Below are 24,396 nucleotides of genomic sequence, written 5' to 3'. Positions count from 1 at the left end.
ACTCATGCCTACTCCGGCATCCCCGCAATCTCCAACCGTTCGTCCGGAATGTCACGGTCGGCGCGGCGTGGCGAACACTCGGCGAATGGTCGGCATGCTGGTCGGATGGCGATTCTGGTGTCCCTGCTGTCGATGTGCGCGACCCTGATCGGTGGGCTCATCGCGGTGCGCATCGGCGATCGCAAACGTCTGGTACTCGGTCTCGCCGCGGGCGTCATGCTCGGCGTCGTCGCCTTCGACCTGATGCCCGAAGCGCTCGAACAGGACACCCGGATCGCGCTCGGGGTGCCGGTGCCGCTGCTGACCGCGGTCATCGGCTTCTTCACCGTCCACATCATCGAACGCTCGATGGCCCTGCACACCGGGTACGAGGACGAATTCGCGGCACACCAGCATCAGCACGACTTCACCTCGCTGGGCCTGTTCGCGGGCGCGGGGCTGGTGTTCCACAGCCTGCTCGACGGGCTCAGCATCGGATTCGGTTTCCAAGCCGGTGCGTCCATCGGCGCAGCCGTCGCCATCGCGGTCGTCTGCCACGACTTCGCCGACGGCTTCAACACTTTCACCATCACCACCCTCTACGGCAACGAACGCAAACGCGGACTGCTGATGCTCGGCCTCGACGCGCTGGCACCCGTCGTCGGCGCGATCATCGGCACCCTGGTGAAGGTGCCCGCCGAGTTCGCGGGCATCTACCTCGGCTACTTCGCGGGCTTCCTGCTCTACCTGGCGACCGCCGACATCCTGCCCGAAGCGCACGCCGGCAAGCCCGCGCGCGGACCGCTGGTGTGCACACTGGCCGGGGTCCTGTTCATGCTGGGGATCGCGGCCCTCAGTCACTGAAAAACTGGTACACAATGGAATACAAGCTCGAACCGGCGGGCGAGAACGGCAGTCGGGAGGCTCCGTGGACGACGGCAGACGTCGAGGCCGCAGCGGCCGGTCGCTGATCTTCCTCGTCGTGGTGGCGCTCGGGGTGGCCGGATTCCTCGGCTACCGCGGCGAGCTACCCGGTTTCGTGTTCGGCGACGACACCACCACCGCCAGCCTCAGCGGTCCACCGCTGCCACCGCTCGACGCCACCCTGATCTCCCGGGTCGCCGAGCCCGCGCTGGTCAACATCACCGCCGGCATCCGCCCGTACGGGCTCGGCGCGGCTGGATCCGGGATCGTGCTCACCGCGGCGGGGGAGATCCTGACCAGCCATCACGTCATCAAGAACGCCGACACCGTGTCCGTCACCGATGTCGGCACCGGCGCGGTCTACCCGGCCACCGTCGAGGGCTACGACTCCGGTGCGGACATCGCGCTGCTCGCGCTGACCGGCGCGGACGGCCTGCCCGTCGCGCGCATCGGCAGCTCCGCACCCCTGCACCTGGGCGATGACGTGCTGGCCATCGGCAACGCGGGTGGCACCGGATCGCCGACCGCGGTGGGCGGCAGCATCACCAGCCTCAACTCCGACATCGTGGCCCGCAATGCCGCCGACCTGTCGCGAAAGTCGTTGCACGACATGATCGAAGTGGCCGCCGCCGTCGCCGCCGGACAGTCCGGGGGCGCGCTGGTGGACCGCTACGGCGCGGTCATCGGCGTGATCACCGCCGCCTCCGGCGACTTCGCGAAGGCAATGGGCAAGGGCCCCAGCGGATATGCGGTGCCCATCGACACCGCCATGAACGTGGTGCGCCAAATCCGTTCCGGCACACCGACGGACACCGTCCACATCGGGCCGACCGCCACCCTCGGCATCCTCACCTCCGACGCCCGGCCCGCCGGCGCGCACATCGACGTCGCGATCTACGGGCTGCCCGCCTTCAATGCCGGACTCGCCGACGGCGAGACCATCACCGGCCTCGACGATCGCCCCATCCCCGACTCACAAACGCTGAAAGCCGCACTCAACGCCCATAAACCCGACGATGTGGTGCGGCTCGAGATCAGCGACCTGACCGGTGCGAAGCGGACGGTGAGCGTGACGCTCACCGTCGGCCCGCCCAACTAGAACTTGCTGTTCCAGTAGCTCTGGAACTGGATGTACACGATCAGCACGACCACCGCGTAGAAGATGGCGACCAGCGTCCAGCGCCACTCCACCACGATCTGCCACACCCCGCGCGAACGCCCGAAAAGCAATCCGGTGGTGACCGCCAGCAGTGCGGGCGTCACCGCCCACACCACCATGCACCACGGGCACAGGGCGCGGATCTCGAACACCGCGTCCCACACCAGCCAGCCGATGGCCGCGACACCGACCAGGTAACCCAGCCACATGCCGCCGATGATCCAGCGCGGCAACGAGATTCCCGCCACCAGCAGCAGAGCCAGCGTCACCATCACCGAGAAGCCGATCACGCCGATGATCGGATTCGGGAATCCGAACATCGACGCCGAAGGAGCCTCCATCACCGTCGAACACGACAGTGTCTGATCGATCGAGCACAGTGGCTTGTAGCCGGGCTCGGTCAACGACTTGAACTTCTCGACCAGCAGCGTCACCGACGCACCCCAGCCGATCAACGCACCCAGCAGCAGCGCCCAGGCCGAGCGCGGTCCGGCCGAGATCATCACTTGGCCGCGTTCGCGATCACCGAGGTCATGCCGCCGGTGGTCATCAGCGCCTTGGGATCCTGCACCTGGGTGCCATTCACGTACACGGTCGGCGTCGACTGCAGGCCGGTCGCGAAGACCGCCTTGGTCTCGTCGCCGACATAGCCGATGTACTTGCCGCTCTTGATATCCGCGGCCACCGACGGATCGGTGTAGCCCGCGTCGGTCGCGATCTGGATCAGCTGGTCATCGGTCATGCCGTTGCCGTTCTCCGCCGGCTGCTTGGCGTACATGGTGCCCAGCCAGTTCTGGAACTTCGACGGATCCGAGGCCGCGACCACATAGGCGGCATTGGCCGCGCGGGTCGAGTACTTGTTGCCGTTGGAGGCGCGATCCAGGAACGAGATGATGTTGTATTCGACCACCGCGTCACCCTTCTGGGCGGCCGCGGCCAGCGCGTCGGTGTTCGACTTCTCGAACATCTGGCAGGCCGGGCACTGCAGGTCGGCCACCACCTGGACCTTGACCTTCGAGCTCGGATTACCGATCACGATGGCGCCGCCCGCGGTGACGTTCGGCGGGACCGCGCCCGCGCTCGCGTCGTGCGTGACGGCCGGAGCGAACCCGCTCGTGGCCGCCGGCTTGTCCTTGTTGTCGTCGGACTTGCGCATCGCCAGCCCGATGCCGATGGCCGCCACCAGGCCCACCAGCACCGCCGCCACCGCGACCTGAATGAAGATCTTGCGATTGCGATCGGCCTTCTGGGCCTGTGCCAGCGGGTTCCGCCGATCACCCGGTTTGCTGCTCACCTGCGCGCTCACCACGCCTTCCGTTGTCACGACACATGCGGGCACCATCTTTGCCCGCGAACCTGAGAACTTCCTAGAAGTAGTCGTGCCGGGACCCGGCCGAGTTCACTACGACGAGCGAGTTTACGAGGGTGACCGCCGGAATTCACCGGCCTGCCGCATGTGTTCGCGCATTTTCGCAGGCGTTGATCACGCTTTCTTGAGGCGCTTTTTCTGTTCTTCCACATCGAAGTTCGCGGCCGGCCAATCCAGCTTCAGATTCTGCAGGGCGTCGATGAGCAGTTCGGTGACGGCCAGGCGGGAGTACCACTTGTTGTCGCAGGGCAGCACATGCCAGGGCGCGTACTCGGTGTTGGTGCGATCCAGCACCGCCTGGTACGCCTCCTGATACGCGGGCCAGAACGCGCGCTCGTCGATATCGGCGGGATTGAACTTCCAGTACTTGTCGGGGCGGTCCAGGCGCTGCTGCAGGCGCTTCTTCTGCTCGTCGAGGGAGACGAACATGGCGACCTTCACGATGGTGGTGCCGTCGTCGACGATCTTGCGCTCGAACTTGTTGATCTCGTCGTAGCGCTTCTCCCACACCTCCGGCGCGACCAGGTCGTGCACGCGCACCACCAGCACGTCCTCGTAGTGCGAGCGGTCGAAGACGCCGATCTGCCCGCCCTTGGGCAGTGCCCGGCGAATACGCCACAGGTAGTTGTGCCGCTGCTCCTCCGGGGTCGGCACACCGAACGCGGTGTGGTCGACACCCTGCGGGTCGACCGAGCCGATCACGTGCCGGACGATGCCGCCCTTGCCCGCGGTGTCCATGCCCTGCAGCACCAGCAGCACGCTGCGGGTGTCGCCGGAACGGCCGTTGGCATACAGCTTCTCCTGCAGGTCGGAGAGCACCTGGGTGCGCTCGGCCAGCAGGGCCTCACCGGCCTTCTTGTCGCCCTTGAAGCCCGGGGTCGCAGCTGTATTCACATCGTTCACCTGCACGCCATCGGCCCGTAGGGCCTTGGTGGCCGGTTTCGACCAGGATGTCGCCTTCGCCATTCGTCATGCGTAGCACGACACGGAGTTTCGCGCAGGCAACCGCGCCGATTCACACCCGCGCGAGATGCTCCAGCTGAGCGGCCAGTTCGTCGTCGGAGACCGGCGTCAGCGACAGGTCGGCGGCCGTGGTCAGCAGATATCGGCCGTCACCTGAGAAATCCAGCCAGGTGCGATGCCGGGTCGGCGGCGACAGCGGATTCGCGGGTTCGACCGTGACGGTGATGAATCCGCGTCCGTCCACCGGCTCCCGCAGCTTGCGGCGGAAACTGTCGGCATTGCGCAAACGGTCGGCATCCCGGGCCGGATCACTGCGCCGCACCCGCTCGTCGACCGCCCGGACCGCCGAGATCTCACCGGTCACCCCGGCGTCCGGATACAGCACCGCCTGCTGCGGTTCGCGCAGCGGAGCCGACCGGCCCGGCGGCGCGGACCCGATGATCTCCACCAGCTCCCGGCCCAATTGCTCGGCCGGGCACAGCAATACGGTCACCGTGTCCGGTAGCGACACCAGGATCCCGGCCCGCTGCTGCGCCACCGCCGCGAACGCGAGAATGCGCCGCGCCCGCGGTCCCGCGGTGCGCTCGCCGTACAGCGTGACCGTGGTGGTGTCGGTGCGGGCGCACAGCGCCAGTGCGGCTCCCAGATCCGGATCGGTGCGCCGCACGTAGCGATGCCGCAATTCCGGTGCGCCCTCCGGACTTCCGGGCCCCGCGGGGCCGGTGTCGAGTGGGTAGGGTCGCCGTTCCAGACCGGTTTCGCGGGTCCAGATCAGCGCGAACTCGTCCGGGGTCAGGATCCATTTCACGTGGCCGACCCCCCTTTCTTGGGTACCACCCTCCGTCCCGATCGCGACCCTACCGGAGAGTTTCTGCGGGTGCGCCCTGTCACCGGACAGCGCGATCTGTGACCTATCGCACCCGCATCGCGAATTGCTATCACCGAATTCTTACGGCGCGTCGCCTTCGGGTCCCGGGTGTGCGCCTCGGGCGGGCATTTTCGTGGCGTAACCCGCGAGTCCGGCCACCACGGAATCGAATTCGGCGGTGGCGAGCTCGATGATGCTGGCGCGCAGCGCTTCCGGATCCGCGCCCGCGAGAATGCCGCGCCGGATCTCGGCGTGCAGTGCCCGGTCCAGGCCCGCGATGGCGGCGGCGGCCAGGCGCGGGCGCGGATCGTCGACTCCGGTGTCGACGGCCGCCGCGAGTGCCTGTGCCAGTGCGGCTTCCGTGCGTTCGCCGAGGTGGCGCAGCCGGGCCTGTAGTGCGGTGCTGTCGTCGATCAGGCGCCAGAAGGCGGTGGCCTCGGCGGACAGGCCGAGGGTGGGGTCGTTCGCGGCGAGTCGAGCGAGGAAGGCGCGCCGCACCGCCGCGACCGCGGATTCGCCGGGCTCGCGGTCGCGGACCGCGGCGGCCAGGCGGTCGGCGACCTCGTCCTGGCGGTCGAAGAACAGGTCTTCCTTGGTGGGGAAGTAGTTGAAGGCGGTGTTGACCGAGACGTTCGCGGCCCGCGCGACCTCGGCGACCGTCACCCCGTCGAACCCCTTGGCCAGGAACAGCGTCATCGCCGTGTCGGCCAGCGTCGTGCGGGTGGCGCGCTTCTTCTCCTCGCGCAGGGCCATCCGGCCTCCCTTCGTCCGGTAGATCATACGGTCACTCCAAAATTGGTGTGACACCAAAATTCCGCGTACGGTCGGGACCATGACACTCAGATTCGGGATCTACGCGGGCGGACTCGGGGCCGACGAGGCCGGAAACATCACGCCCGGACCGGCCGAGAATCCGGAACGCATCACCGAGGCACTCGACCGGCTGCACGGCGACCGGCCGTTCGTGGTGCGCGGCTACGTTCAGTACAGCGACGCGTTGAACCTGCACCGATCCGCCCCGCCCGAGCCGTGGCAGTACTGCGGCGGGCCGCGGACGCTGGACCTGGTGGTGTGTTTCCGGGAGCCCGGCCACGACCTGACCGGATGGCTCACCTTCCTGCGCAAGCAGATTCGCGACCACGGCGAGGTGCTCACCAGCCTCCAGATCGCCGAGGAAGCCAACCACGACGGACCGGGTGGCGACGGCGGGAGCGCGGCGGTCCGGCAGGCCATTGTCGAAGGCGTGCTGGCCGCGCGCGACGAGATCGACCGGCTCGGGCTCGTTGTCCTCGTCGGCTGCAACTCCACGCCCACTCTCGATCCGGCACAGGAGTTCTGGACCGATCTGGGCCGCCGCGGCGGCGCCGAATTCCGCGACGCCCTCGGCTACGCGGGCCTCGACTTCTTCCCCGACGTCTTCCGGCCGATCCCCGGGGATCGGCTCACGGCCGCCATCACCGCGGTGGTGACCGCCTTCCGGCGCGACAGCCTCGCCGCGGCGGGCATCCCGGACACCACCCCGATTCACATCACCGAAAACGGTTGGGCCACCAGCGCTGGACGACCCTACGACCGCCAGTCCGAAGTGCTCACCACGGTGGTCGAGACCGTCGACGGACTCGCCGACGAGCTGCACATCACCACCTACGAACACTTCGCCCTGCGTGACGCCGACAGCGACAACGGCAGCCCGTTCTACGAACTCGGTTTGCTGCGTTCGGATTACACGCCGAAACCCGCGTTCGACCGCTACCGGGAGCTGATCGCCGAACGCGGCGTCACAGGGTGAAACCAGGGGCTGTTGTCGCCTATCCGCCGATCGGACCGGCGAACGGCAGCACCACCCGGCACGAAACCGGTTCGGCGGCAACAGGATCGAGTGCGTTGAGGACCACGCGCACCGCGACCGGATCAGCGGTCAGTTCATTGTGCTCGGTGAAATCGGTCGGGCACAGATCCTGCAGTACGACCGGGTCGACATTGGGCCCCGTCAGCAGGCCCGTCGGCCACGGGGTGGCGATCTCGTCGTAGCGGGTGACGATCGTGGTGAACCGAATATCCGGTGCCAGAGCCGGATCCGCGTCCAGGTCGATCGCGTTGCGGGCGCCCGGTGACAGTGCGCACGGACCGCACTGCGCGGTCAATTGCGCACCGAGCGGGGAGGATTCGAGCAGCGGTTGCAGGTCCGCGAGCCCGCTGACCGTCGATCCGTGGAACGGGGCGGCCAGTGCGACGAAGCGACCGACCTTCGGAATGCCGCCCAGGTGGTTCAGGTAGTAGAACGACACCGCGCCACCCATGGAATGGGCCACCAGATCGACCTTTTCGCTGCCGGTGGCGGCGCGCACCCGGTCGATGAAGTCGCTGATCTGGTGGGCGCTGGTGTCGATCGGTGCGACCGCGCCGAAGGTCGGTCCCAGGCCGCCGGTGCCGTAAGTGGTGCTGAAAACGCAGTATCCGGCATTCGTCAGCAGCGGTGCCAGGGTGTTCCAGGCGATGGTGTCGTTGCCGAGGCCGTGCAGCAGCACCACCGGATCCGGGTGTGCCGCACCGGGTTCGCAGGTCCAATCGTTCGCGCCGGGTGGCGCCTGGCCGGGTGCGGTGAGCTCGGCGGCGAGGCCACCGAAGTAGCTGTAGCTCGGATCCGGCTGGTCGGCGGCCGCGTGGCCCGCGACGCAGGCCGCGAACAGGGCCGTGATCGCGGCGAGGATGGTCAGGCGCATGGGCACTCCCTGTTTCGTACTGCCGGTCGGTCGCGCCGGACACCCCCTGCGCGACAGGCGTGACCGACCGGTCGGTCACAGGGTAATATCCGTACTGCCCGAAAGGGAAGAGCAAGCGCACGAAAGGATTTCGGAGATGCCCCGACCTGCCGAACCGGGCCGCACCGCCCTCCTGCAGGCGGGCGCGGAGGTCGCCGCGCGCACCGGGTTGCGCGGCCTGTCCGTCAATGCCGTGGTGGCCGCCGCGGGCATGGCCAAAGGCACCTTCTACCACCACTTTTCGGACCGGCGCAGCTACGTGATCGCCCTGCATCGCCGCTACCACGACGAGCTGACCGTCACGGTCCTGACGGTCGTCGCGGGCCTGGAACCCGGGCGGGAGCGACTGCATCTGGGGCTCACGGCCTACCTCGACGGCTGCCTGCGGACGGTCGGCACCAAAGCCTTTCTCGCCCAGTCTCGTACCGACACCGACCTGCTGGAGGAGGTGCAGGCCCGCAACCAGGTGGTGGCCGGTCTCATCACGCCCGACCTGACCACCATGGGGTGGAACGATCCCGGCGCCGTCGCTGCGCTGGTGGTGGCGATGGCGGCCGAAATCGCGCTGGCAGAGCTGTATTCCGGTGAGCCGGAACCCGCGCTGCGCGCCGCCCTCGCCGCGCTCGTCGACCGGAAACCCGGCTGATCCGCGCGACGCGGGCAGGCGGCTCAGGCCGGATCGACCTCGATGGTGATGTCCGCCTTGCGAAGCCGATCGGTGAGCGCGTCACCCATGGCCGAGGCCGGGGTCAGGATGCCCGCCAGCTCCGGCAGCGAATCGAAGGCCAGGCAGAGACCCGCCTGGCCCAGCATCACCGAGGTGGCCTGGTAGCCCGGATCGCCCTTGCCGGCGAACGTGCACACGTACTTCGCGCCCGAGGTGGTGTTGGCGAAGGTCCGCATGGTGAACCAGCCACTGCGGCGGGCGTTCTCGCTCGGGCCGGTGCCCGGCTTCGGGACGATGCGGTCGAGCAGCTTGCGACCCGCCGACACCCGCGACAGCACCGCGCCCGCCGCCATGGTGGCCACGATGCCGCCCGCGATACCGGCCGCGACCAGTGGCGCGGTGGGGGAGGACCCGGCGCTCATCACCTCGCGGTAGCGGAAGTTCTTGCCGTACGGCCAACCCAGCAGGCCGTTGGAGCGGCGCACGATCTTGGTGTTGTGCGCGCCCATGATGAACGTCGACACCCAGCCGCTGAGGCTCGGATCGATGTTCGAGGCCCGCTGCAGCGCCTGATCGGTCTGGCGGCCGACATCCGGCTCCAGGGCCTTGTCGGGGCTCAGCGAATACGGGTGCGACATCACCGACGCCTTGGCCGGGTCGGCCGCGATGGCCTCCATCATGGCGCGACCGGAATCGATGGTGCCGCCGCTCATTCCGCCCTTGAGCCACGCCACCAGCGTGGTGTCGGTGAGCTCACCGGTGTTGTCGGCGACGGTGCGCTTGTAGAGCTGGTAGACGCTCAGATCCGACGGAATCGAGTCGTAGCCACAGGAAGTCACGATCTTCGCGCCGGTCTCGGCGGCCTTGTCGCCGAAGCGGTCGATGCAGTCGCGGATGAACAGCGGCTCACCGGTGAGATCCGCGTAGTGGGTGCCGTTCTCCGCGCACGCCTGCACCAGCGGGACGCCGTAACGCAGGTACGGACCGACCGTGGTCACCACGACCTTGGTGCGGGCCGCGAGCGCGTCGAGGCTGGCCTGATCGGTCGAATCCGCCTGCACCAGCGGCCATTCCGCGGCCGCCGCGCCCAGCTCGGCGCGCACCGCGGCCAGCTTCTCCGCCGACCGGCCCGCCAGCGCGATCTTCGCCCCGGCCGGAGCGGCCTGGATCAGATACTCCGCGGTCAGCTTGCCGACGAAGCCGGTCGCGCCGAATAGGACGAGGTCGAATTCCCTGTCAGCCACTGTGTCTCACCTTTTCGAGTCGTCTTTCACGCCTTGGCGCGCTTACGGGTCTTTTTGGCGGGCCCCGTGGTGGGGGCCGGTGCGGGACGGCTCGCCATCCACCGCTGATGTTCGCGACCGAGCTCGGTGACCGGCTCGTCGCCGTAGAGCCATTCCCGGGCGATGCGATGCCAGTTCCCGGTCGCCTCCAACTGCCCGAGCATGCCGAAGGTCAGGAAGTCCGCGCGCCGCGAGAACAGATGCTCGGGCGGCAGGTTCTGCTGCTTCATGCCCTCGAAGTCGCCGCCGCGCGGATCCACCGCGAGCACGAAAGCGCCGGAAGCCAATTCGGGGGTGATGGTGAGATCCTCGTCCACCAGCGCCCATTCGCACGCGGCCAGCGCGTACTCCAGGCACTCCTCCGGTGTGATCTCGTCCGGTGATTCGATGATGCCGCGCTGAATCATCAAGTCGCGCAGGTCTTCCGCGCGATCCTCGGCCGCGGCGCGAATACAGATCGCCTCGAACTCCACGTGCTCGGGATCCATCCGGTTGTAGAGCCCGAAGTCCAGGAACGCCACCCGGCCGTCCGCGCCGAGCAGCAGATTGCCCGGATGCGGGTCGCCGCAGAACTCGTTGAACGTGAACAGCGAACCCACGTAGAACCGGTAGATGATCTCGCCGATCCGATTGCGTTCGGTGGCGGGCAGTTCCCGGATCTCCTCGAACCCGCGCCCCGGGAAATACTCGCTGACCAGCACCCGGGTGGTGGACAGCTCGGGATAGCTGGTCGGCACGAAGATGAAGGGGTGCCCGGTGTAGAGCTCCGCGATCTGCCGTTGGGTGTTGGCCTCGGCGACGTAGTCGAGTTCGCTCTCCAGGTTGAGCCGCAGTTCGTCGAGCACCGCGGGCGTCACCCACGGCATCGCCGACTGCAGGATGCGCCGGAACATGGCCAGGTTCTTGAGGTCCGCGCGCACCGCGGCATCGATGCCCGGGTACTGCACCTTCACCGCGACCTCACGCCCGTCGTGCAGCGTCCCCTTGTAGACCTGCCCGATCGATGCGGCCGCGACCGGCTCCGCACCGAATTCGGCGAACACCGCCTCCAGCGGCTGCCCGAAATCTTCCTCGATGACCGCGCGCATCACCTCGAACGAGACCGAGGGCGCGCTGTCGCGCAGCACCGCCAGCCGTCGTTGGAAGCGTTCGCGATGCTCGGGCGGCACCAGATCCAGATCCAGCACCGAGAGCATCTGCCCGAGTTTCATGGCGACGCCCTTCATGGTGCCCAGCACCATGACCATCTGTTCGGTGGCCCGGATCATCGACTCCTCGGCCATCCGGGCGCGTACCGCCTCGGATCTGCCGCGCATGGATCGGCGGGTCTTCTGGGCGCGGATCGCATTGCCCGCGACGGCAATGCCCAGCTTCGTCCCCCGAGCGAGCCTGGATGTGGGCAGCTCTTTCGCCATCAGTGATCCTCCACTGGGAGCCAACACCCCCGTTGGTGCCGACGCGACGGTTCACCCCTGTGTGGCCGCCGCGTTCAGCCTAACCACACTGTGATCTCCGGTGCTAGCGCTCAGCTAGCACTAGTTTGCGCACCCGGCTTCGCACCGTTCTCCGGATCCGGCAGCGAATGCTGCTGGGCATTGAACCAGTGCCGGTCACCGCCGGTGCGGACCATGCCCTCGACGGCGCTCCACGCCATCATGGTCAGGTAGTCGAGCATTTCCTCGCTGGACATGGTGCGGTTGGTGATCCACCAGTCCGTCGCCAGCTGCACGCCGCCGACCAGCACGTAGGCCCACAGCATCGCGCCTTCGGTCTGCACGCCGCGGTCGAAGGCCTTGTCGATGATGACCGCCGAAACCACCTGCGCGAAGAGCTTTTCGAAGTCCGCGAGGGTGGAGGTGTCGGTGGCCGAACCGTTGCCCATGATGAAGCGGTACACATCGGTGTCGGAATCGACGGTGTGCACGTAGGCGGCCAGCGTGTTGCGGACCAGCTGGTATTCGTCGAGGTCGTCGCTGATCGCCTCGTAGATGCGCGGCATCAGCGTGGTCTCGATGAACCGCTCCATGGTGGCGCGGGTGAGATCCAGCTTGTCCGAGAAATACCGGTACAGCACGGTTTTCGAAACGCCGATCTCGGCGGCGATCTCGTCCATTCCGGCGTCGCCGCCGCGGGCGCGGATCGCGGCGAGGGTGCCGTCGACCAGTTCCTCCCGGCGATCGATCTTGTGCTGCTGCCAACGGCGCTTTCGGCCGTCCTCGCGACCACCGCGGGGGCTGGCGGCCGCATCCACGGCGGCACTCACGGTGCCTTTGCTGGTCACGCTGAGTGGGCTCCTCTGATGAGTCCTGGGCTGGGCCTATTCAGCTTAAGCCCCGCGCGGGGCCGCCCGACGCCGTTCGGGACGGCGGCGGCGGGTGGTTCGTCACACCCGCTGACACGGATCAGCGACCGATACGCGCCAGAATGGAACATATGGAGCAACCTGCCGGCAGTGCCGGGGTACTCGAGCCGACCATGCCGAAGCCGAAGAACGCCCCGCCCAGCGGAGTCTTCGCCGACCTCCTCGACGACACCGGCAAGCAGCGTGAGCTGCGGCGGATGAAGGCCATCGCCACCGGTTTCCTCGCCGCCGCCACCGTCATCTACATCGTCTGCGCCTGGTTGGGCTCGCGTGGCGACGTGGGCGCGTGGGTGGGTTACGTGAAGGCCGCATCGGAGGCGGGCATGGTCGGCGCGCTCGCCGACTGGTTCGCCGTCACCGCGCTCTTCCGTCATCCGCTGGGCCTGCCGATTCCGCACACCGCCATCATCCGCAAGAAAAAAGATCAGGTGGGTGAGGGCCTCGGCGAGTTCGTCCGCACCAACTTCCTGTCCCCCGACGCGGTCGCCCTGAAGGTGAACTCGGCGCAGATCCCGGCACGTCTGGGTCGCTGGATCGCGGATCCCGAACACGCCGAACGGGTTTCGGACGAGGCGGCGACCATGCTGCGCGCGGTGGTCGGGGTGCTGCGCGACGAGGACGTCGAGCAGATCATCGATCAGACGATAGTGAAACGCATCGCCGAGCCGCAGTGGGGTCCGCCGATCGGCAAGGTGCTCAACGAACTCATCCACGACAATCGGCAGGCTCCACTGCTGGATCTGCTGGCCGAGCGCGCGCACCAGTGGGCGCTCGACTCACAGGAGACGCTGGACCGTATCGTGAATCGCGACGCACCGTCCTGGGCGCCGAAATTCGTGAACACGCTGCTGGCCGAGCGCATTTACCGGGAGTTGGTGGAATTCACCTGGAAGCTGCGCACCCAGCCCGATCACGAGGTGCGGCTGGCGGCGAACCAGTTCCTCGAGGACTTCGCACACGATCTGCAATTCGACGAGAACATGATCGAGAAGGCCGAGAAGATCAAGACCGAGCTGATGGGCCGGCACGAGATCACCGGGATGGCGCAGGCCACCTGGCGGGCGGCCAAGCGGATGATCCTGGAGTCCGCGGACGACCCGAATTCGACCCTGCGCCGTAAGGTTTCGGAGAATGTGCAACAGCTGGGCGAGCGCCTGTCGGCCGATCCGGAGTTGCGCGGGAAAGTCGACGCGTGGCTCGAGCGCGGGGTCCGATATTTGGTCACCAATTACGGCGCCGAGGTCGCGACCCTGGTGAGCGACACCGTTGCCCGCTGGGATGCGGACGAGGCGAGTCGCAAGATCGAATTGGCCGCGGGTAAGGATCTGCAATTCATCCGCATCAATGGCACGGTCGTTGGTTCGCTGGCGGGCTTGGTGATCTACGCGGTGTCGCATTTGCTCTTCAATGGCTGAACGTTTGTCCAGAATGGGTCCTCCGGCGTGGCGCCAGGCGTTTGCCGAAATGGTGCTAGCAGAGCGCTTGCAAGAGTTAGCACCCAGTCCTAGAATTGACCGCACAACCGCCGGAAGGTGAGTGATGAAGCACGATCCCGAGGTACCCGAACCGTTCGAGGGCGACGAAGCGGAGACGTCCGCCGCCGGAGATCGGTCAGGCCGCGTAGCCAACGCGGCTCACGACATCGGGGGCTTCATCCGGGCGCAACGCGAGGCCGCCCAGGTCTCGCTGCGCCAGCTCGCCACGCTGGCGGGGGTGAGCAACCCCTATCTGAGTCAGATCGAACGGGGCTTGCGCAATCCGTCCGCCGAGGTGCTCGCGCAGATCGCAAAGGGTCTGCGGGTGTCCTCGGAGGTCTTGTACATGCGGGCCGGGTACCTCGAGCAGAGGCCGCACGGCCCCGTCCGGGATGCCCTGCTGGCAGACACGCATCTGACCGAAAGGCAGAAGCAGGTCCTCCTGGACATCTACGAATCGTTCCGCCGGGAAGCGGAGACCCTCCACGCGGAGAGTCTCGGCGCGGCGGACGAGGAGGACGCAGGGGACGCAACGGACCTGATGGGGGGCGTTCCCGGGGGAAACAGGGACAACGAGGTTCCGCACAGCCAAACCGAAGTTCCGCCACGCCAGGAGAACGAGCAATGACCGAAACCACCTTGACCGCCACTGTGACCAAGCCGATCTACGCGACCGTCGGTGCGGGCGACGCCATCTACGCCGCCGCCCTCGACCTGGTCTCGCAGCTGCGTGAGCGCGCTGTCGGCGCCGACGTTTCCGGCCGCGTCGAAGAGGCCCGCGAGCGTTTCGCCAACCTCCCGGCCGACCTGCAGGAGCAGGTCGAGACCCTGCGTCAGCGCGTGCAGGCGCTGCCGTCGGAGCTGCCCGAGGATCTGGCCGAGCTGCGTGAGAAGGCCACCCCGGACGAGCTGCGCAAGCTGGTCGACCAGTACTACCACCAGCTGCTGGACCTCTACACCGACCTGGCCGCCCGCGGCGAGGAGACCGTCGAGAAGCTGCGCACCAACCCGGCCTTCGAAGAGCGTTTCGAGCAGGTCGAGTCGCGCTACAACGACCTGCTGGCGCAGACCCAGGACGTGATCGGCAAGGTTTCCGAGCAGGTCGGCCCGTACCTGGGCCGCGCCAAGGAGACCGTCGAGGATGTCGCCGAGACCGTCGACGCCGAGGTCGTGGACGTGACCACCGAGTCGGCTCCGGTCGACGAGGCGCCGAAGGTCGCCCCCGCGAAGAAGGCTCCGGCCAAGAAGGCTCCGGCCAAGAAGGCCGCGCCTGCCGCGAAGAAGTAAGCGGCCGCGGTTGATCCGCAGTCGAAAAAGCTTGTGGCCCTCGCACAACGGCGTGCGGGGGCCACAGGTGTGTGCGGGGGTCGTGTCTTCAGCGCTGGTGACTACGGCCGCGCTCCGTATGATGAGCGGGTGATGGGAATCCCCGGAATGATCCTGTGGGTGTTGCAGCTGTGCGCACTCGGTATGACGGTGTTCGCCCTCGTGCATGCCATCCGTCAGCGTCCGGATGCCTTCACGGCCGTCGACAAGCTGACCAAGCCGATCTGGATCGCGATCCTGCTGGCGTCACTGGGTGCGCTGCTGCTGGCGCAGACTCCGGTGCAGCTGCTGAGTCTCGCGGCGATCGTGGCCACCGGTGTCTATCTGGCCGATGTGCGGCCCAAGGTGGACGAGATCCAGCGTGGACCGCGCTGGTAGCACCCCGTCGAAGCGTCGAAACCCCTGGCTCGTCGGAGTCGGGGGTTGTTTCGTTTCCGGGGTGCGGAAGCTTGCGACTCGGAAACTTTTCGAGTGCTTGCACTAGCTAGCACCGCGTGGCGCAGGTTACTGTATCCAGCAGTAACACAAAGGAGTGTCCTATGCGGGCAATGCTGCCTCACCCAGCTGACCTCGGCCGGAAGGTTCGCGACCTGGTGCGCGGGCATCGGGCGGACCTGCGGACCCGGACCTACGCCAACGCGGATCTCAACCCGCCCAGCGGACCCTACGAGGTCGTCCCGGTCACCGCGAACGACGGAGCGCGACTGCGCGTCCACGCCTACGGCCCCGCCGACGGCAACGTCATGGTCCTGGTGCACGGCTGGACCTGCTGCCTCGAATACTGGAACCCCCAGATCAACGCCTTCGCCGGGGACTACCGCGTCATCGCCTACGACGTGCGCGGACACGGCGAGAGCGACGCGGGCAGCGCGGCGCTGACCACCGATCAGCTCGCCGACGACCTCGAGAGCGTCTTGGACGCGGTGCTGCGGCCGGGCCAGCGGGCCGTGCTGGTGGGCCACAGCCTCGGCGGCATGACCATGCAGGCGTGGGCCGGTCGCTACCCGGAGCAGGTGCGCCGCCGCGCGCTGGCCGTGCTGTTGACGAACACCGCGCCGGGCAACCTGATTCGCGAGACCACCGTGATGCCGTTCTTCAATCGCGGTGCGGTGCGGTTGCCGTTCGCGCTCGGTCTGCTGGGCCTCAGCGCGCCCATCGTCTTCCCGCCGATTCCACCGGTGACCTGGCTGTTCCGTCGCGGCATCATGAGCCTGGCGTCGGTCGGCGAGATCGCGGCGTTCGGTCAGAACATCGTGCGATCGTGTCCGGCGCGGGTGCGCGGCAAGTTCGGAACCCTGTTGGCGCACTTGGACGTCGGGCGCGGCGCGGCGAATCTGACGGTGCCGACGACGGTCATCGCGGGCTCCGAGGACGATATGACGCCGGTGGTGCATTCCGAGCGGATCGTCGAAATGCTCACCGAGACGGGCACTCTCGATGGTTTCCGGATCTTGAAAACTGGGCATCTAGGAAATGTGGAGGCCTACCGCGAGTTCAACGAGGAGCTCGCGCGGGTTGCGGAGTCCGCGTTCGGGATTCCCGCTCAGGTAGTGAGCGCGTAGCCGAAATATATGGGTGCTTGCACTAGCAAGCACCGTAGCAAGCGCGGTACTGTGGTCCGGAACACAAAGGAGTGCTCATGCTGGTGAAACTGCCGGAGGCAGGAGTCGGCGCGGACGCGCTGACCGCCCCTTTTCGCACCGGACTGCGGTCCCGGGTGTACCGGACCGAATCCCTCAATACCCCCCGCCCCGCCGACGTCGTTCCCGTGACCACCCGGGACGGCGCCCGCCTGCGGGTGCATGCCTACGGGCCCGCCGACGGTGACGTCCTGGTGCTGGCACACGGCTGGTCCTGCTCGATCGAATACTGGAATCCGCAGATCAACGCGTTCGCCGGGGACTACCGGGTGATCGCCTTCGATCAGCGCGGTCACGGTGAAAGTGAAAGCGGCACCCGGCCTTTCAGCGCCGCGCAGCTCGCCGACGACTTCTCCGACATCCTCGACGCGGTGCTGCGTCCGGGGCAGCGGGCGGTCCTGGTCGGGCACAGCATGGGCGGCATGACCATCCAGGCCTGGGCCGACCGGTACCCGCAGCAGGTCTCCCAGCGCGCCTCCGCGGTGCTGCTGGCCACCACGGCCGCGCGCCAGATTCCCAACCGCGCCACCGTGATTCCGCTACTCAACGATGTCATTCCGGGTCCGGACTGGCTGGCGCTGGCACTGTTCGGCACCCCGGTGCCGCTGCCCGGCGGCCCGGCGATCAACCTGATCGCCAAGCACCGACTGATGACCCGCCGGGCGACCCGCGATCAGATCCTGTTCGGCACCTCGATCGTGCGCTCGTGCCGTCCGTCGGTGCGCGCGGCCGTGGCCCGAGGTCTGCTGGAACTCGATCTGCACGGCGCCGCAGCGCATTTGACGGTGCCGACCACGGTGATCGCCGGTTCGCACGACCGGCTGCTGCCGGAGATCCACTCCCGTGAGATCGCCGATACCCTCGCCGCCGCAGGACATCTCGACCGCTACACCATCCTGCCCACCGGGCACCTGGTGAACATCGAGGCCGAGCGGGAGTTCAACGACGAACTGCGCCGGGTCATCGATACGGCGCGCCGCGGCCCGATCGCCGTCGCGGGCTGACACCGCCGCACGAAAACGCCCGCCCCGCGAAAGCGGCGGCGGGCGTTGGTGTTTGCGGATCTCATTCGAAGACGACGGTGCGGCGGCCGTGCACCAGCACCCGGCCCTCCAGATGCCAGCGCAGTCCCCGCGCCAGCACCACGCGTTCGATGTCGCGGCCCTGGCGGACCATGTCGTGCGCGGTGTCGGAGTGGTCGATGCGGGTGACGTCCTGCTCGATGATGGGCCCGGCATCCAGTTCGGCGGTGACGTAGTGGCAGGTCGCGCCGATCAGCTTCACGCCGCGCGCGAACGCCTGATGGTAGGGCCGCGCGCCGACGAACGACGGCAGGAAGCTGTGGTGGATATTGATGGCCCGCCCGGCCCAGTGCTCGCACAGGCTCGCGGGCAGCACCTGCATGAAGCGGGCCAGCACCACGGCGTCCGGATCGAAGGAGTCCACGAGTTCGCGCACCTGTTCGAAGGCGGGTCCGCGTTCGGCCGGATCCTTGGGGAACGGCACGTGATGGAACTTGATGCCGTGCGCCTCGGTGATGGCGGCCAGGTCCGGATGGTTGCCGATGACGGCCTCGATGGTGGCGGGCAGTTCCCCGCTGTGCGCGCGTCCGAGCAGGTCGTGCAGGCAGTGCCCGTCCTTGCTGACGAGCAACACGGCCCGGCGTTTCGCCCCCGAATCGAGCAGCTGCCAATCGGTTTCCGGACCCAGTTCGGCGGCGACGGCGGTGAACCGTTCGCGCAGTTCGGTCAGATCGAACGGGACGGTCGCGGCCTTGATCGCCTGCCGGGTGAAGAACCACCCGGTATCCAGGTCGGAGTGGTAGCCCGCCTCCACGATCGAGCCGCCGAATTCGGCGATGAAGGAGGTGATGCGGGCGATGATGCCGGGACGGTCCGGGCAGCCCAGGGTGAGCACGTAGCGGCGGTCGTCCGGGGTGGAACTCATCCGTCGATCTTCCCAGCAACCCTCGGGCACCGGATCACAGGGGCGAGTCGACGCCCGTGGTCACAGCGCGTAGAAGGCGTCGGCGTAGCGGAAGTCGCCCTTGATCTCGGTTTCGTAGGCGGTCAGCGGCCGGACCTGGAAGTGCGAGGTCCATTCGGGGTCGTCGGGCAGCACGCCGAGCCTGGTGCCGGGGACGAAGCCGAAGCGCGGGTAGTAGTCGAGGCTGCCGAGCAGGCCGACGAGGGGCTCGTCGAGGGCGTCCGCGGCGCCCAGGGCGGCGTGCATGAGGGCGGAGCCGAAGCCGTGGCCCTGATGGTCGGTGTGCACCCCGATCGGCCCGAGCGCGAGCACCGGGAACGGCCCGATACCGGCGCGGGTGAGGCAGACGTGGGCGACCACGCGGTCCCGGAATTCGGCCACCAGTGACAGCGTCGGGATCCAGGCGGATCCGTCGCGGAGTTGGTGGACGAGCCCGATTTCGGCCGGTTGCGCGCCGGATTCGGGGGTCGGGGAATCGGTCGAGGCGAAAGCGCTGCGGTGCACCGAGTCGATCGCGGCGGCATCACCGGTACGTTCACGACGGATCAGCACACTAAGAGTGTGCGTGACAGCGGCTGCGGGCCGCAAAGGTTTCGCCCGAGCGCGGCCCGATTGTGAAGATCTGCGAAACTCGGTGCCCATGGCTGAGATTTCCCGCTCCGATGTGGCGGCGATGATCGATCACACCCTGCTGGCCCCCGAGGCCACTGCCGCGGACGTCACGGCGCTCATCGAGGAGGCCCGGTCACTGGGCGTGTTCGCGATCTGCGTGTCGCCGTCCATGCTGCCGGTGCGCGCGCCGGATCTGGTGGTGGCGACGGTCGCGGGTTTCCCGTCCGGCAAACATCATTCGCTGGTGAAGGGCGCGGAGGCGCGGCTGGCGGTGGAGCAGGGCGCGGCCGAGGTGGACATGGTCATCGATGTGGGCGCGGCGCGCGTGGGCGACTACAACGCGGTGCTGGCCGACATCATCGCGGTGCGCGAGTCGATCGGTGACCGGGCGCTGCTGAAGGTGATCCTGGAATCCGCGGCCTTGAGTGACGAGGCGATCGTCGAGTCGTGCCGGGCCGCCGAGCGGGCGGGCGCGGATTTCGTGAAGACCTCCACCGGTTTTCATCCGTCCGGCGGTGCCAGCGCGCACGCGGTCGGATTGATGGCGGCGACGGTCGGCGGGCGGCTGGGCGTGAAGGCCAGCGGCGGCATCCGCACCGCGGCGCAGGCGGCGGAGATGATCGCCGCCGGCGCTACGCGGCTGGGTCTGTCACGGTCTCGTGAAGTGCTGGAAGGGTTTCCGGGCTAGCAGGTGACGCTGGTCTGCTGCTGGCCCTGGGCGGGCTGCAGGTCGGCGGGGCCGCCCTTCAGTGCGATGTGCAGGCCGTCCTTGGTGACCTCGACCTTGGTGGCGGTCAGGCCCATCGGGTAGGACTGCAGGCTCTCGGTCATCAGGTCGACGATGCCGGAGACCAGGTCGGTGGGCAGACCGAAGCCGAGCAGCGAGGCCGCCACCGTCTGCACCTGCACCTTGTCGCCGACGATCTGCGGCTTGACCTGCAACTGGGCCAGGCCGCCCAGCACGCTGAAGCTGAGGGTGCCGGTGCTCGGGTCGGAGGTGGCGCCGGAGACCAGGCCGCCCAGGGTTTTCACGATGCCGTCGTTGCTCCAGGTGACGTCGGCGGTGGAGCTGCCGATGGTGCCGCCCGCCTTGCCGTCGTCCTTCAGCACCACGTCGTTGAAGGTGGCGTGCACGACCATGCCCTGCGCGGGCCCGAACTTGGTGTCGTCGCTGTCGACGGTCACCGAGGAGACCTTGTTGTCGAACATGGTGAGCAGCAGCGGTTTCCAGCCGAACGACACGTCGATCTTGGAGCCCATCTGCTGCTGGAACTGCGAGCTGATGCAGTTCTCGACGCGATGGCGGGCGTAGGCCTCGCCGCCGCCGAGGCCGCCGACCAGCAGCAGCGCGACCACCAGGCCGACGATCAGCAGGGTCTTGCGATTGCGGCGCATGCCGGACGATCCTCCCTGTCCGCCACCGACTTTCGCGGGCGGCGGCGTGCCGGGCGGAAGTTGCGAGCTGCCGGACTGCGGGGTGGCGGCCGAGAAGGCGGCGGTGCCGGTGTTGCCGTACGCGGCGGTCGCGCCGGCCTCGCCGTAGGCGGTGGTGGGGGAGTCGGCGGATACGGTGGCGGAGTCGGCGTAGGCGGCCTCGCCGGGATGCGCCGCCGGGGTCGCGGGGATGGCCTGGGTGGGTTGTTCGCCGGGATGCGCGGCGTCCGACCACCATTCGGCGGACTGTCCGCCGCTGATCACCTCGGTGCGCGGATCCTGTTGCGCGCCCAGGACTTCGGTGGGGGTGCTGTCGGGCTTGCCGAGTTCGACCGGCTGCCCGGTGGCGTCCGCGGATAGCACTTCGGTGCCGTGGTCGGCGGGTCCGGTGCCATTGGCGGGTGCGCCGGTGGCGGCGTCGCGGTTGGTCGCGTCGTCCGAGGTGGGGTTCGAACTCATGGGGGCGATTGTTCCCGAGCTTTCTGTGTGAGCTCTGAGCTTCCAGTGAGGTGTCGGCTCACACGTCCGGATTGTGACGTAACCCACAGGGGTCCGGCGTAGCCTTGAGAACCATGGCAGGGGACGCGGCACCGGAGCCGGATCCGGAACACGGATGGCTCGCGCTGCGGGAGACGGCCGGGCGGCACGCGGGGTACTTCACAACCCGGCAGGTGCTGCGCACCGGGTGTGAGGTCCGTATTCGCGACGGTCTGCGCGACGGCAGCATTCTGCGTTCGGGGGTGGGTCTGCTGCGGCTGGCCGACTGGCCGGACGGTCCGCTCGACGAGTACGCCATGTGGTCGGCCTGGTTCGACGGCGCGGCCGCGGTCTCCCACCACAGTGCCGCCGAACTGCACGGATTGGGCCGGTTGCGGCCGCGTTTCGTGCATCTCTCGGCCCGGGTGGGCCGGTTTCCGCTGTCGCCGCGGCTGGTGGTGCTGCGCCGCAGTTTCGCCCGCAAGGATGTGGAGTCGGCGGGCGCGTTCCTGGTGACGACGCCGCTGCGCACTGTGCTGGATCTGGCCGAGGCCGGGATCGGGCAGGCGGCGCTGGACGAGGTGGTGGCCGACGCGGTCGCCATCCACCGCTGTGCGCGCGCCGAGATCCGTTCCGCCAGTTCGGCTCTGGACCCGCCGACGGCGGCCCGCCTGCATCGGGCGCTGACCCGCACCTGAGGTCGCGGCGGGAGCGGGGATTCCACCATGCAGGTTTCGAGTTTTGCGAAGCCCGGATTCGTGGCAGGGTGACTGACCATGGGTACGGTCGGTGCTGGCGTATGGGATCTGGTGTTTCCGCCCGGCCCTCCCGATCGGATCGCGGACATGTTCTCGGCGGCGGTGGTCGCCGACGCCGTCCGCCCGTACGACGCCGATCTGGCGCAATCCGTGGAGACCTGCCGGGACTGGCGGCACGGATATCACCGGGTGTTCCGCGGGCTGACCGCCCTGGCGATCACCTCGCCCGAGATCTCGCTGGGTATCGCCGAGGCCGGACTGTTGTCGATGCGGCACATGCTGCGGTTCGCGGTGGGCCGCACGGTGTCGACGCTGGACGAGGTCGACGTGGACGCCGTCGCCGACGGGGCGAGGCTGGAGACGGCCGTGGTGGCCGGTACCGCCGCACCGGCGACCCGCCTCGAAGTGCCCTGGCGCGGACGGGTGCTCGCCGAGGACGAACTGCGGCGGCAGCTGGCCGACTGGCGTGACCGAGGCATTGTCGAAGCGGATTTCGCGGCCGCCGTCGAGCAGGTGGTCGACAATCCGGAGTGGCTGCGCCTCAACGGTTTCCGGGTGACCGTGACCGGTGCGGGCGCGGAGCTCGGCCCGCTGCGGCCGCTGCTGGACTGGGGTGCGGAGGTGCTGGCCGTGGATCGGCCGGGCCGGGCGCGCTGGGAGAAGCTGCGCGAGATCGCCGCCACCGGGGCCGGGGTGCTGCGGTATCCGTTGTCCGACAACGGTCCCGGCGTGGATATCGCCAGAAGTTTTCCGGCGCTGGCCGGATGGATCATCGAGCACAGTCCGGTGCGGCCGGTGCTCGGCCTGTACGCGGGTTTGCCCGGTGCGGCCGGGGTGCGGCTGGCGGCGGCCGGTGATGTGCTCGCCGAGACACTGCTGCGGCATCGCCCGGAAACCGCGCTGGCACTGCTGGGTTCGCCGACCGACACCTACGCGGTACCGGCGTCGGTGGTGGCGGCGGCCCGGGATCACCTGACGCGCCGCGGAATTCGCGGCAGCGCACAGGACCTGGTGCACCGTGTCGCCCCGAATTCCTTCTACCGCTTGAACTACACCCGCCCGATCTTCGACACCGACGGCGGCGCGTGGGGCCTGTTCGACAACCTCCCGGCCTGGTCCGGCCCGGATTACGCGCTGGCCCAGCGACTTCCGCGCTGGCGTGCGGTGCGGGCCCGGGCGGCGGGTCACACCGTCTCCTTCACGGTCGCCCCACCCGCGTGGACGCGCTCGCTGATCCGCGAGAACGGCTGGCGCACCGCTGCTTACCGCGCCGCCAACCGTTTCGGCATCGAGGTCTTCGATCCGGCCACCGCGCGCACCCTGCTGGCCGCCAAACTGGTCGCCGACCTGCACGCGGATCAGGACCCGCGAATCTTCAACCCCGAGGCCATGTTCACCCGGGGCGCGGCCCACGGTGGTCTGTGGCGTCAGCCCTTCGCCCCGCGCTCCCTGCTCGCCCCCGCCGCGGTCTCCGGCACTCTCGGCGAGCTGTTCCACAAGCTCCAATGATCCGCGCGTGAGTGCGCGGATCATTGCAGCCTGCGGTCGGCCGATGCTGCCCGCGAAGGGGCTGGAGTACGGGGACCGTAGGGGCCCAGGGTAACTCGCGGTCGTGACCCCGGCGGCGGGTTCAGGGGAGTGGCGCGACCGCCGACCATGGGACGGTCAGCAGGTTGTCGCGCAGGCGGCGGCGGTAGGGGCGGAGTGGAAACCCCTGTTCGCGTAGGAGATTCGCGGCGTGTCGCCAGCGGACGCGGGGGCCGTAGGGGGCCAGGGGTGCGGCGACGGCCCAGGCGCGGTCGGCGGCGGCGAGCAGCGCGTGGATGGGTTCGCCGGGGATGTTGCGGTGGATCAACGCCTTCGGTAGTCGTTCGGCGATATCGGAGGGGGTGTCGACGGTGAAGGGGTCCCAGGCCAGGGTGAGTGACAGGGGGCGCTCGCGGTCCAGGAGGATCCAGGCGCAGCGGCGGCCGAGTTCGTCGCAGGTGCCGTCGAGGAGCAGGCCGTCGGGTGCCAGACCGGACTGGATGGTCGACCAGGCTTCGGGGACAGCCGATTCCGGGTACTGCCGCAGCACGTTGAAGGCGCGCACCAGGGTGGGCCGCAATCCGGCGAGCTCGAAGCCGCCGCGCGCGAAGCTCACGCCGTCGCGGCCGGGCACCACGCGGGCGGGGTCGATCTCCAGGCCGACCACCCGTAGGTCGGGTCGCACGGTGCGCAGCCGGGCCGCCATTTCGAGCGTGGTGACCGGGCTGGCACCGTATCCGAGGTCGACAACGAGGGGATCCACGGCATCCAGCAAACGACTGGCGACCAGTGGGTCGTGACTCATCCATCGATCCCCGCGGCGCA

At 68.4% G+C, this 24,396-nt stretch carries 26 protein-coding genes; 13 read left to right on the top strand and 13 right to left on the bottom strand.

The window, feature by feature from the left end; all coding sequences use genetic code 11:
• Positions 1 to 105 precede the first annotated feature (105 nt).
• On the top strand, positions 106 to 843 hold the full coding sequence (locus OG300_RS29375) for a ZIP family metal transporter (RefSeq protein WP_405486480.1): 738 nt from the start codon (positions 106 to 108) through the stop codon (positions 841 to 843).
• A gap of 64 nt (positions 844 to 907) precedes the next feature.
• Positions 908 to 2,002, top strand: coding sequence for a S1C family serine protease (locus OG300_RS29370; protein ID WP_405486478.1), 1,095 nt, complete (start codon positions 908 to 910; stop codon positions 2,000 to 2,002).
• On the opposite strand, the gene OG300_RS29365 is transcribed toward OG300_RS29370, so the two are convergent.
• The 5 genes from OG300_RS29365 to OG300_RS29345 form a co-directional block, all read right to left on the bottom strand.
• Entirely contained in the window at positions 1,999 to 2,565 is a 567-nt protein-coding gene (locus tag OG300_RS29365; protein ID WP_405486476.1) for a vitamin K epoxide reductase family protein, read from the bottom strand. The genes OG300_RS29370 and OG300_RS29365 overlap by 4 nt on opposite strands.
• Positions 2,565 to 3,386, bottom strand: a complete 822-nt coding sequence (locus OG300_RS29360; RefSeq protein WP_405486474.1) for a thioredoxin domain-containing protein — start codon at positions 3,384 to 3,386, stop codon at positions 2,565 to 2,567. The genes OG300_RS29365 and OG300_RS29360 overlap by 1 nt, the downstream gene beginning before the upstream one ends.
• 159 nt (positions 3,387 to 3,545) lie before the next feature.
• Positions 3,546 to 4,397, bottom strand: a complete 852-nt coding sequence (locus OG300_RS29355; RefSeq protein ID WP_405486472.1) for a polyphosphate kinase 2 family protein — start codon at positions 4,395 to 4,397, stop codon at positions 3,546 to 3,548.
• 49 nt (positions 4,398 to 4,446) lie between these two features.
• Positions 4,447 to 5,202, bottom strand: coding sequence for an ESX secretion-associated protein EspG (locus OG300_RS29350; protein WP_405486470.1), 756 nt, complete (start codon positions 5,200 to 5,202; stop codon positions 4,447 to 4,449).
• A 141-nt stretch (positions 5,203 to 5,343) separates the two neighbouring features.
• Positions 5,344 to 6,042: a TetR/AcrR family transcriptional regulator gene (locus OG300_RS29345; RefSeq protein WP_405486468.1), complete on the bottom strand. Its 699-nt coding sequence runs from the start codon at positions 6,040 to 6,042 to the stop codon at positions 5,344 to 5,346.
• 52 nt (positions 6,043 to 6,094) lie between these two features.
• Here OG300_RS29345 and OG300_RS29340 point away from each other — a divergent pair, with 52 nt between their 5' ends.
• Entirely contained in the window at positions 6,095 to 7,051 is a 957-nt protein-coding gene (locus OG300_RS29340; protein ID WP_405486466.1) for a hypothetical protein, read from the top strand.
• A gap of 19 nt (positions 7,052 to 7,070) precedes the next feature.
• Here the strand turns inward: OG300_RS29340 and OG300_RS29335 are convergent, their stop codons facing one another.
• Positions 7,071 to 7,985, bottom strand: a complete 915-nt coding sequence (locus tag OG300_RS29335) for an esterase/lipase family protein (RefSeq protein WP_405486464.1) — start codon at positions 7,983 to 7,985, stop codon at positions 7,071 to 7,073.
• Positions 7,986 to 8,121: 136 nt separating this feature from the next.
• On the opposite strand from OG300_RS29335, the gene OG300_RS29330 reads away from it, so the two are divergent.
• Positions 8,122 to 8,670: a TetR/AcrR family transcriptional regulator gene (locus OG300_RS29330; protein WP_405486462.1), complete on the top strand. Its 549-nt coding sequence runs from the start codon at positions 8,122 to 8,124 to the stop codon at positions 8,668 to 8,670.
• A gap of 23 nt (positions 8,671 to 8,693) precedes the next feature.
• On the opposite strand, the gene OG300_RS29325 is transcribed toward OG300_RS29330, so the two are convergent.
• The 3 genes from OG300_RS29325 to OG300_RS29315 all read right to left on the bottom strand — a co-directional run bounded on the left by OG300_RS29325 (position 8,694) and on the right by OG300_RS29315 (position 12,255).
• Complete coding sequence (locus tag OG300_RS29325; protein WP_405486460.1) at positions 8,694 to 9,935, bottom strand: saccharopine dehydrogenase family protein; 1,242 nt, start codon at positions 9,933 to 9,935, stop codon at positions 8,694 to 8,696.
• A gap of 26 nt (positions 9,936 to 9,961) precedes the next feature.
• A complete protein-coding gene (locus OG300_RS29320; protein WP_405486458.1) occupies positions 9,962 to 11,389 on the bottom strand; it encodes an ABC1 kinase family protein in 1,428 nt (475 codons plus the stop codon).
• A gap of 110 nt (positions 11,390 to 11,499) precedes the next feature.
• The gene (locus OG300_RS29315) at positions 11,500 to 12,255 is read right to left on the bottom strand and encodes a TetR/AcrR family transcriptional regulator (protein WP_405486456.1); all 756 of its coding nucleotides are present in this window, start codon (positions 12,253 to 12,255) and stop codon (positions 11,500 to 11,502) included.
• Between the two features lie 194 nt (positions 12,256 to 12,449).
• On the opposite strand from OG300_RS29315, the gene OG300_RS29310 reads away from it, so the two are divergent.
• From OG300_RS29310 to OG300_RS29285, 6 genes are all read left to right on the top strand, one after another.
• Positions 12,450 to 13,751, top strand: a complete 1,302-nt coding sequence (locus tag OG300_RS29310; protein WP_405498723.1) for a DUF445 domain-containing protein — start codon at positions 12,450 to 12,452, stop codon at positions 13,749 to 13,751.
• A gap of 124 nt (positions 13,752 to 13,875) precedes the next feature.
• On the top strand, positions 13,876 to 14,439 hold the full coding sequence (locus OG300_RS29305) for a helix-turn-helix domain-containing protein (protein ID WP_405486454.1): 564 nt from the start codon (positions 13,876 to 13,878) through the stop codon (positions 14,437 to 14,439).
• Positions 14,436 to 15,098, top strand: coding sequence for a heparin-binding hemagglutinin (locus OG300_RS29300; RefSeq protein WP_405486452.1), 663 nt, complete (start codon positions 14,436 to 14,438; stop codon positions 15,096 to 15,098). Before OG300_RS29305 ends, OG300_RS29300 begins: the two co-directional genes overlap by 4 nt.
• 132 nt (positions 15,099 to 15,230) lie before the next feature.
• Positions 15,231 to 15,515 carry a DUF2516 family protein gene (locus OG300_RS29295; protein ID WP_405486450.1) on the top strand — a complete coding sequence of 95 codons (285 nt, stop codon included), beginning with the start codon at positions 15,231 to 15,233 and terminating at the stop codon, positions 15,513 to 15,515.
• 161 nt (positions 15,516 to 15,676) lie between these two features.
• On the top strand, positions 15,677 to 16,699 hold the full coding sequence (locus OG300_RS29290) for an alpha/beta fold hydrolase (protein WP_405486448.1): 1,023 nt from the start codon (positions 15,677 to 15,679) through the stop codon (positions 16,697 to 16,699).
• Between the two features lie 77 nt (positions 16,700 to 16,776).
• Complete coding sequence (locus tag OG300_RS29285; RefSeq protein WP_405486446.1) at positions 16,777 to 17,781, top strand: alpha/beta fold hydrolase; 1,005 nt, start codon at positions 16,777 to 16,779, stop codon at positions 17,779 to 17,781.
• Between the two features lie 61 nt (positions 17,782 to 17,842).
• Here OG300_RS29285 and purU read toward each other — a convergent pair whose 3' ends face one another.
• Both purU and OG300_RS29275 read right to left on the bottom strand, forming a co-directional pair.
• The gene (purU, locus tag OG300_RS29280) at positions 17,843 to 18,724 is read right to left on the bottom strand and encodes a formyltetrahydrofolate deformylase (protein WP_405486444.1); all 882 of its coding nucleotides are present in this window, start codon (positions 18,722 to 18,724) and stop codon (positions 17,843 to 17,845) included.
• Between the two features lie 60 nt (positions 18,725 to 18,784).
• Positions 18,785 to 19,315: a GNAT family N-acetyltransferase gene (locus tag OG300_RS29275; RefSeq protein WP_405486442.1), complete on the bottom strand. Its 531-nt coding sequence runs from the start codon at positions 19,313 to 19,315 to the stop codon at positions 18,785 to 18,787.
• An 88-nt stretch (positions 19,316 to 19,403) separates the two neighbouring features.
• Here OG300_RS29275 and deoC point away from each other — a divergent pair, with 88 nt between their 5' ends.
• Positions 19,404 to 20,063 (top strand): deoxyribose-phosphate aldolase, encoded by a 660-nt coding sequence (gene deoC, locus OG300_RS29270; protein WP_405486440.1) that lies wholly within the window; start codon positions 19,404 to 19,406, stop codon positions 20,061 to 20,063.
• Here the strand turns inward: deoC and OG300_RS29265 are convergent.
• Positions 20,060 to 20,770, bottom strand: a complete 711-nt coding sequence (locus OG300_RS29265; RefSeq protein ID WP_405498722.1) for a DUF2993 domain-containing protein — start codon at positions 20,768 to 20,770, stop codon at positions 20,060 to 20,062. The two genes, deoC and OG300_RS29265, sit on opposite strands and share 4 nt — an antisense overlap.
• A gap of 611 nt (positions 20,771 to 21,381) precedes the next feature.
• Here OG300_RS29265 and OG300_RS29260 point away from each other — a divergent pair.
• Positions 21,382 to 21,984: a hypothetical protein gene (locus tag OG300_RS29260; RefSeq protein ID WP_405486438.1), complete on the top strand. Its 603-nt coding sequence runs from the start codon at positions 21,382 to 21,384 to the stop codon at positions 21,982 to 21,984.
• A gap of 78 nt (positions 21,985 to 22,062) precedes the next feature.
• Positions 22,063 to 23,553 carry a hypothetical protein gene (locus OG300_RS29255; RefSeq protein WP_405486436.1) on the top strand — a complete coding sequence of 497 codons (1,491 nt, stop codon included), beginning with the start codon at positions 22,063 to 22,065 and terminating at the stop codon, positions 23,551 to 23,553.
• Positions 23,554 to 23,674: 121 nt separating this feature from the next.
• On the opposite strand, the gene OG300_RS29250 is transcribed toward OG300_RS29255, so the two are convergent.
• Positions 23,675 to 24,376: a class I SAM-dependent methyltransferase gene (locus OG300_RS29250; RefSeq protein ID WP_405486434.1), complete on the bottom strand. Its 702-nt coding sequence runs from the start codon at positions 24,374 to 24,376 to the stop codon at positions 23,675 to 23,677.
• Between the last annotated feature and the right edge of the window lie 20 nt (positions 24,377 to 24,396).

The sequence above is a fragment of the Nocardia sp. NBC_00511 genome, from assembly GCF_045161165.1.
GTDB lineage: Bacteria > Actinomycetota > Actinomycetes > Mycobacteriales > Mycobacteriaceae > Nocardia.
Note: the sequence above shows the minus strand (reverse complement) of the source record. Positions and strands in the feature narration are given on the sequence as shown.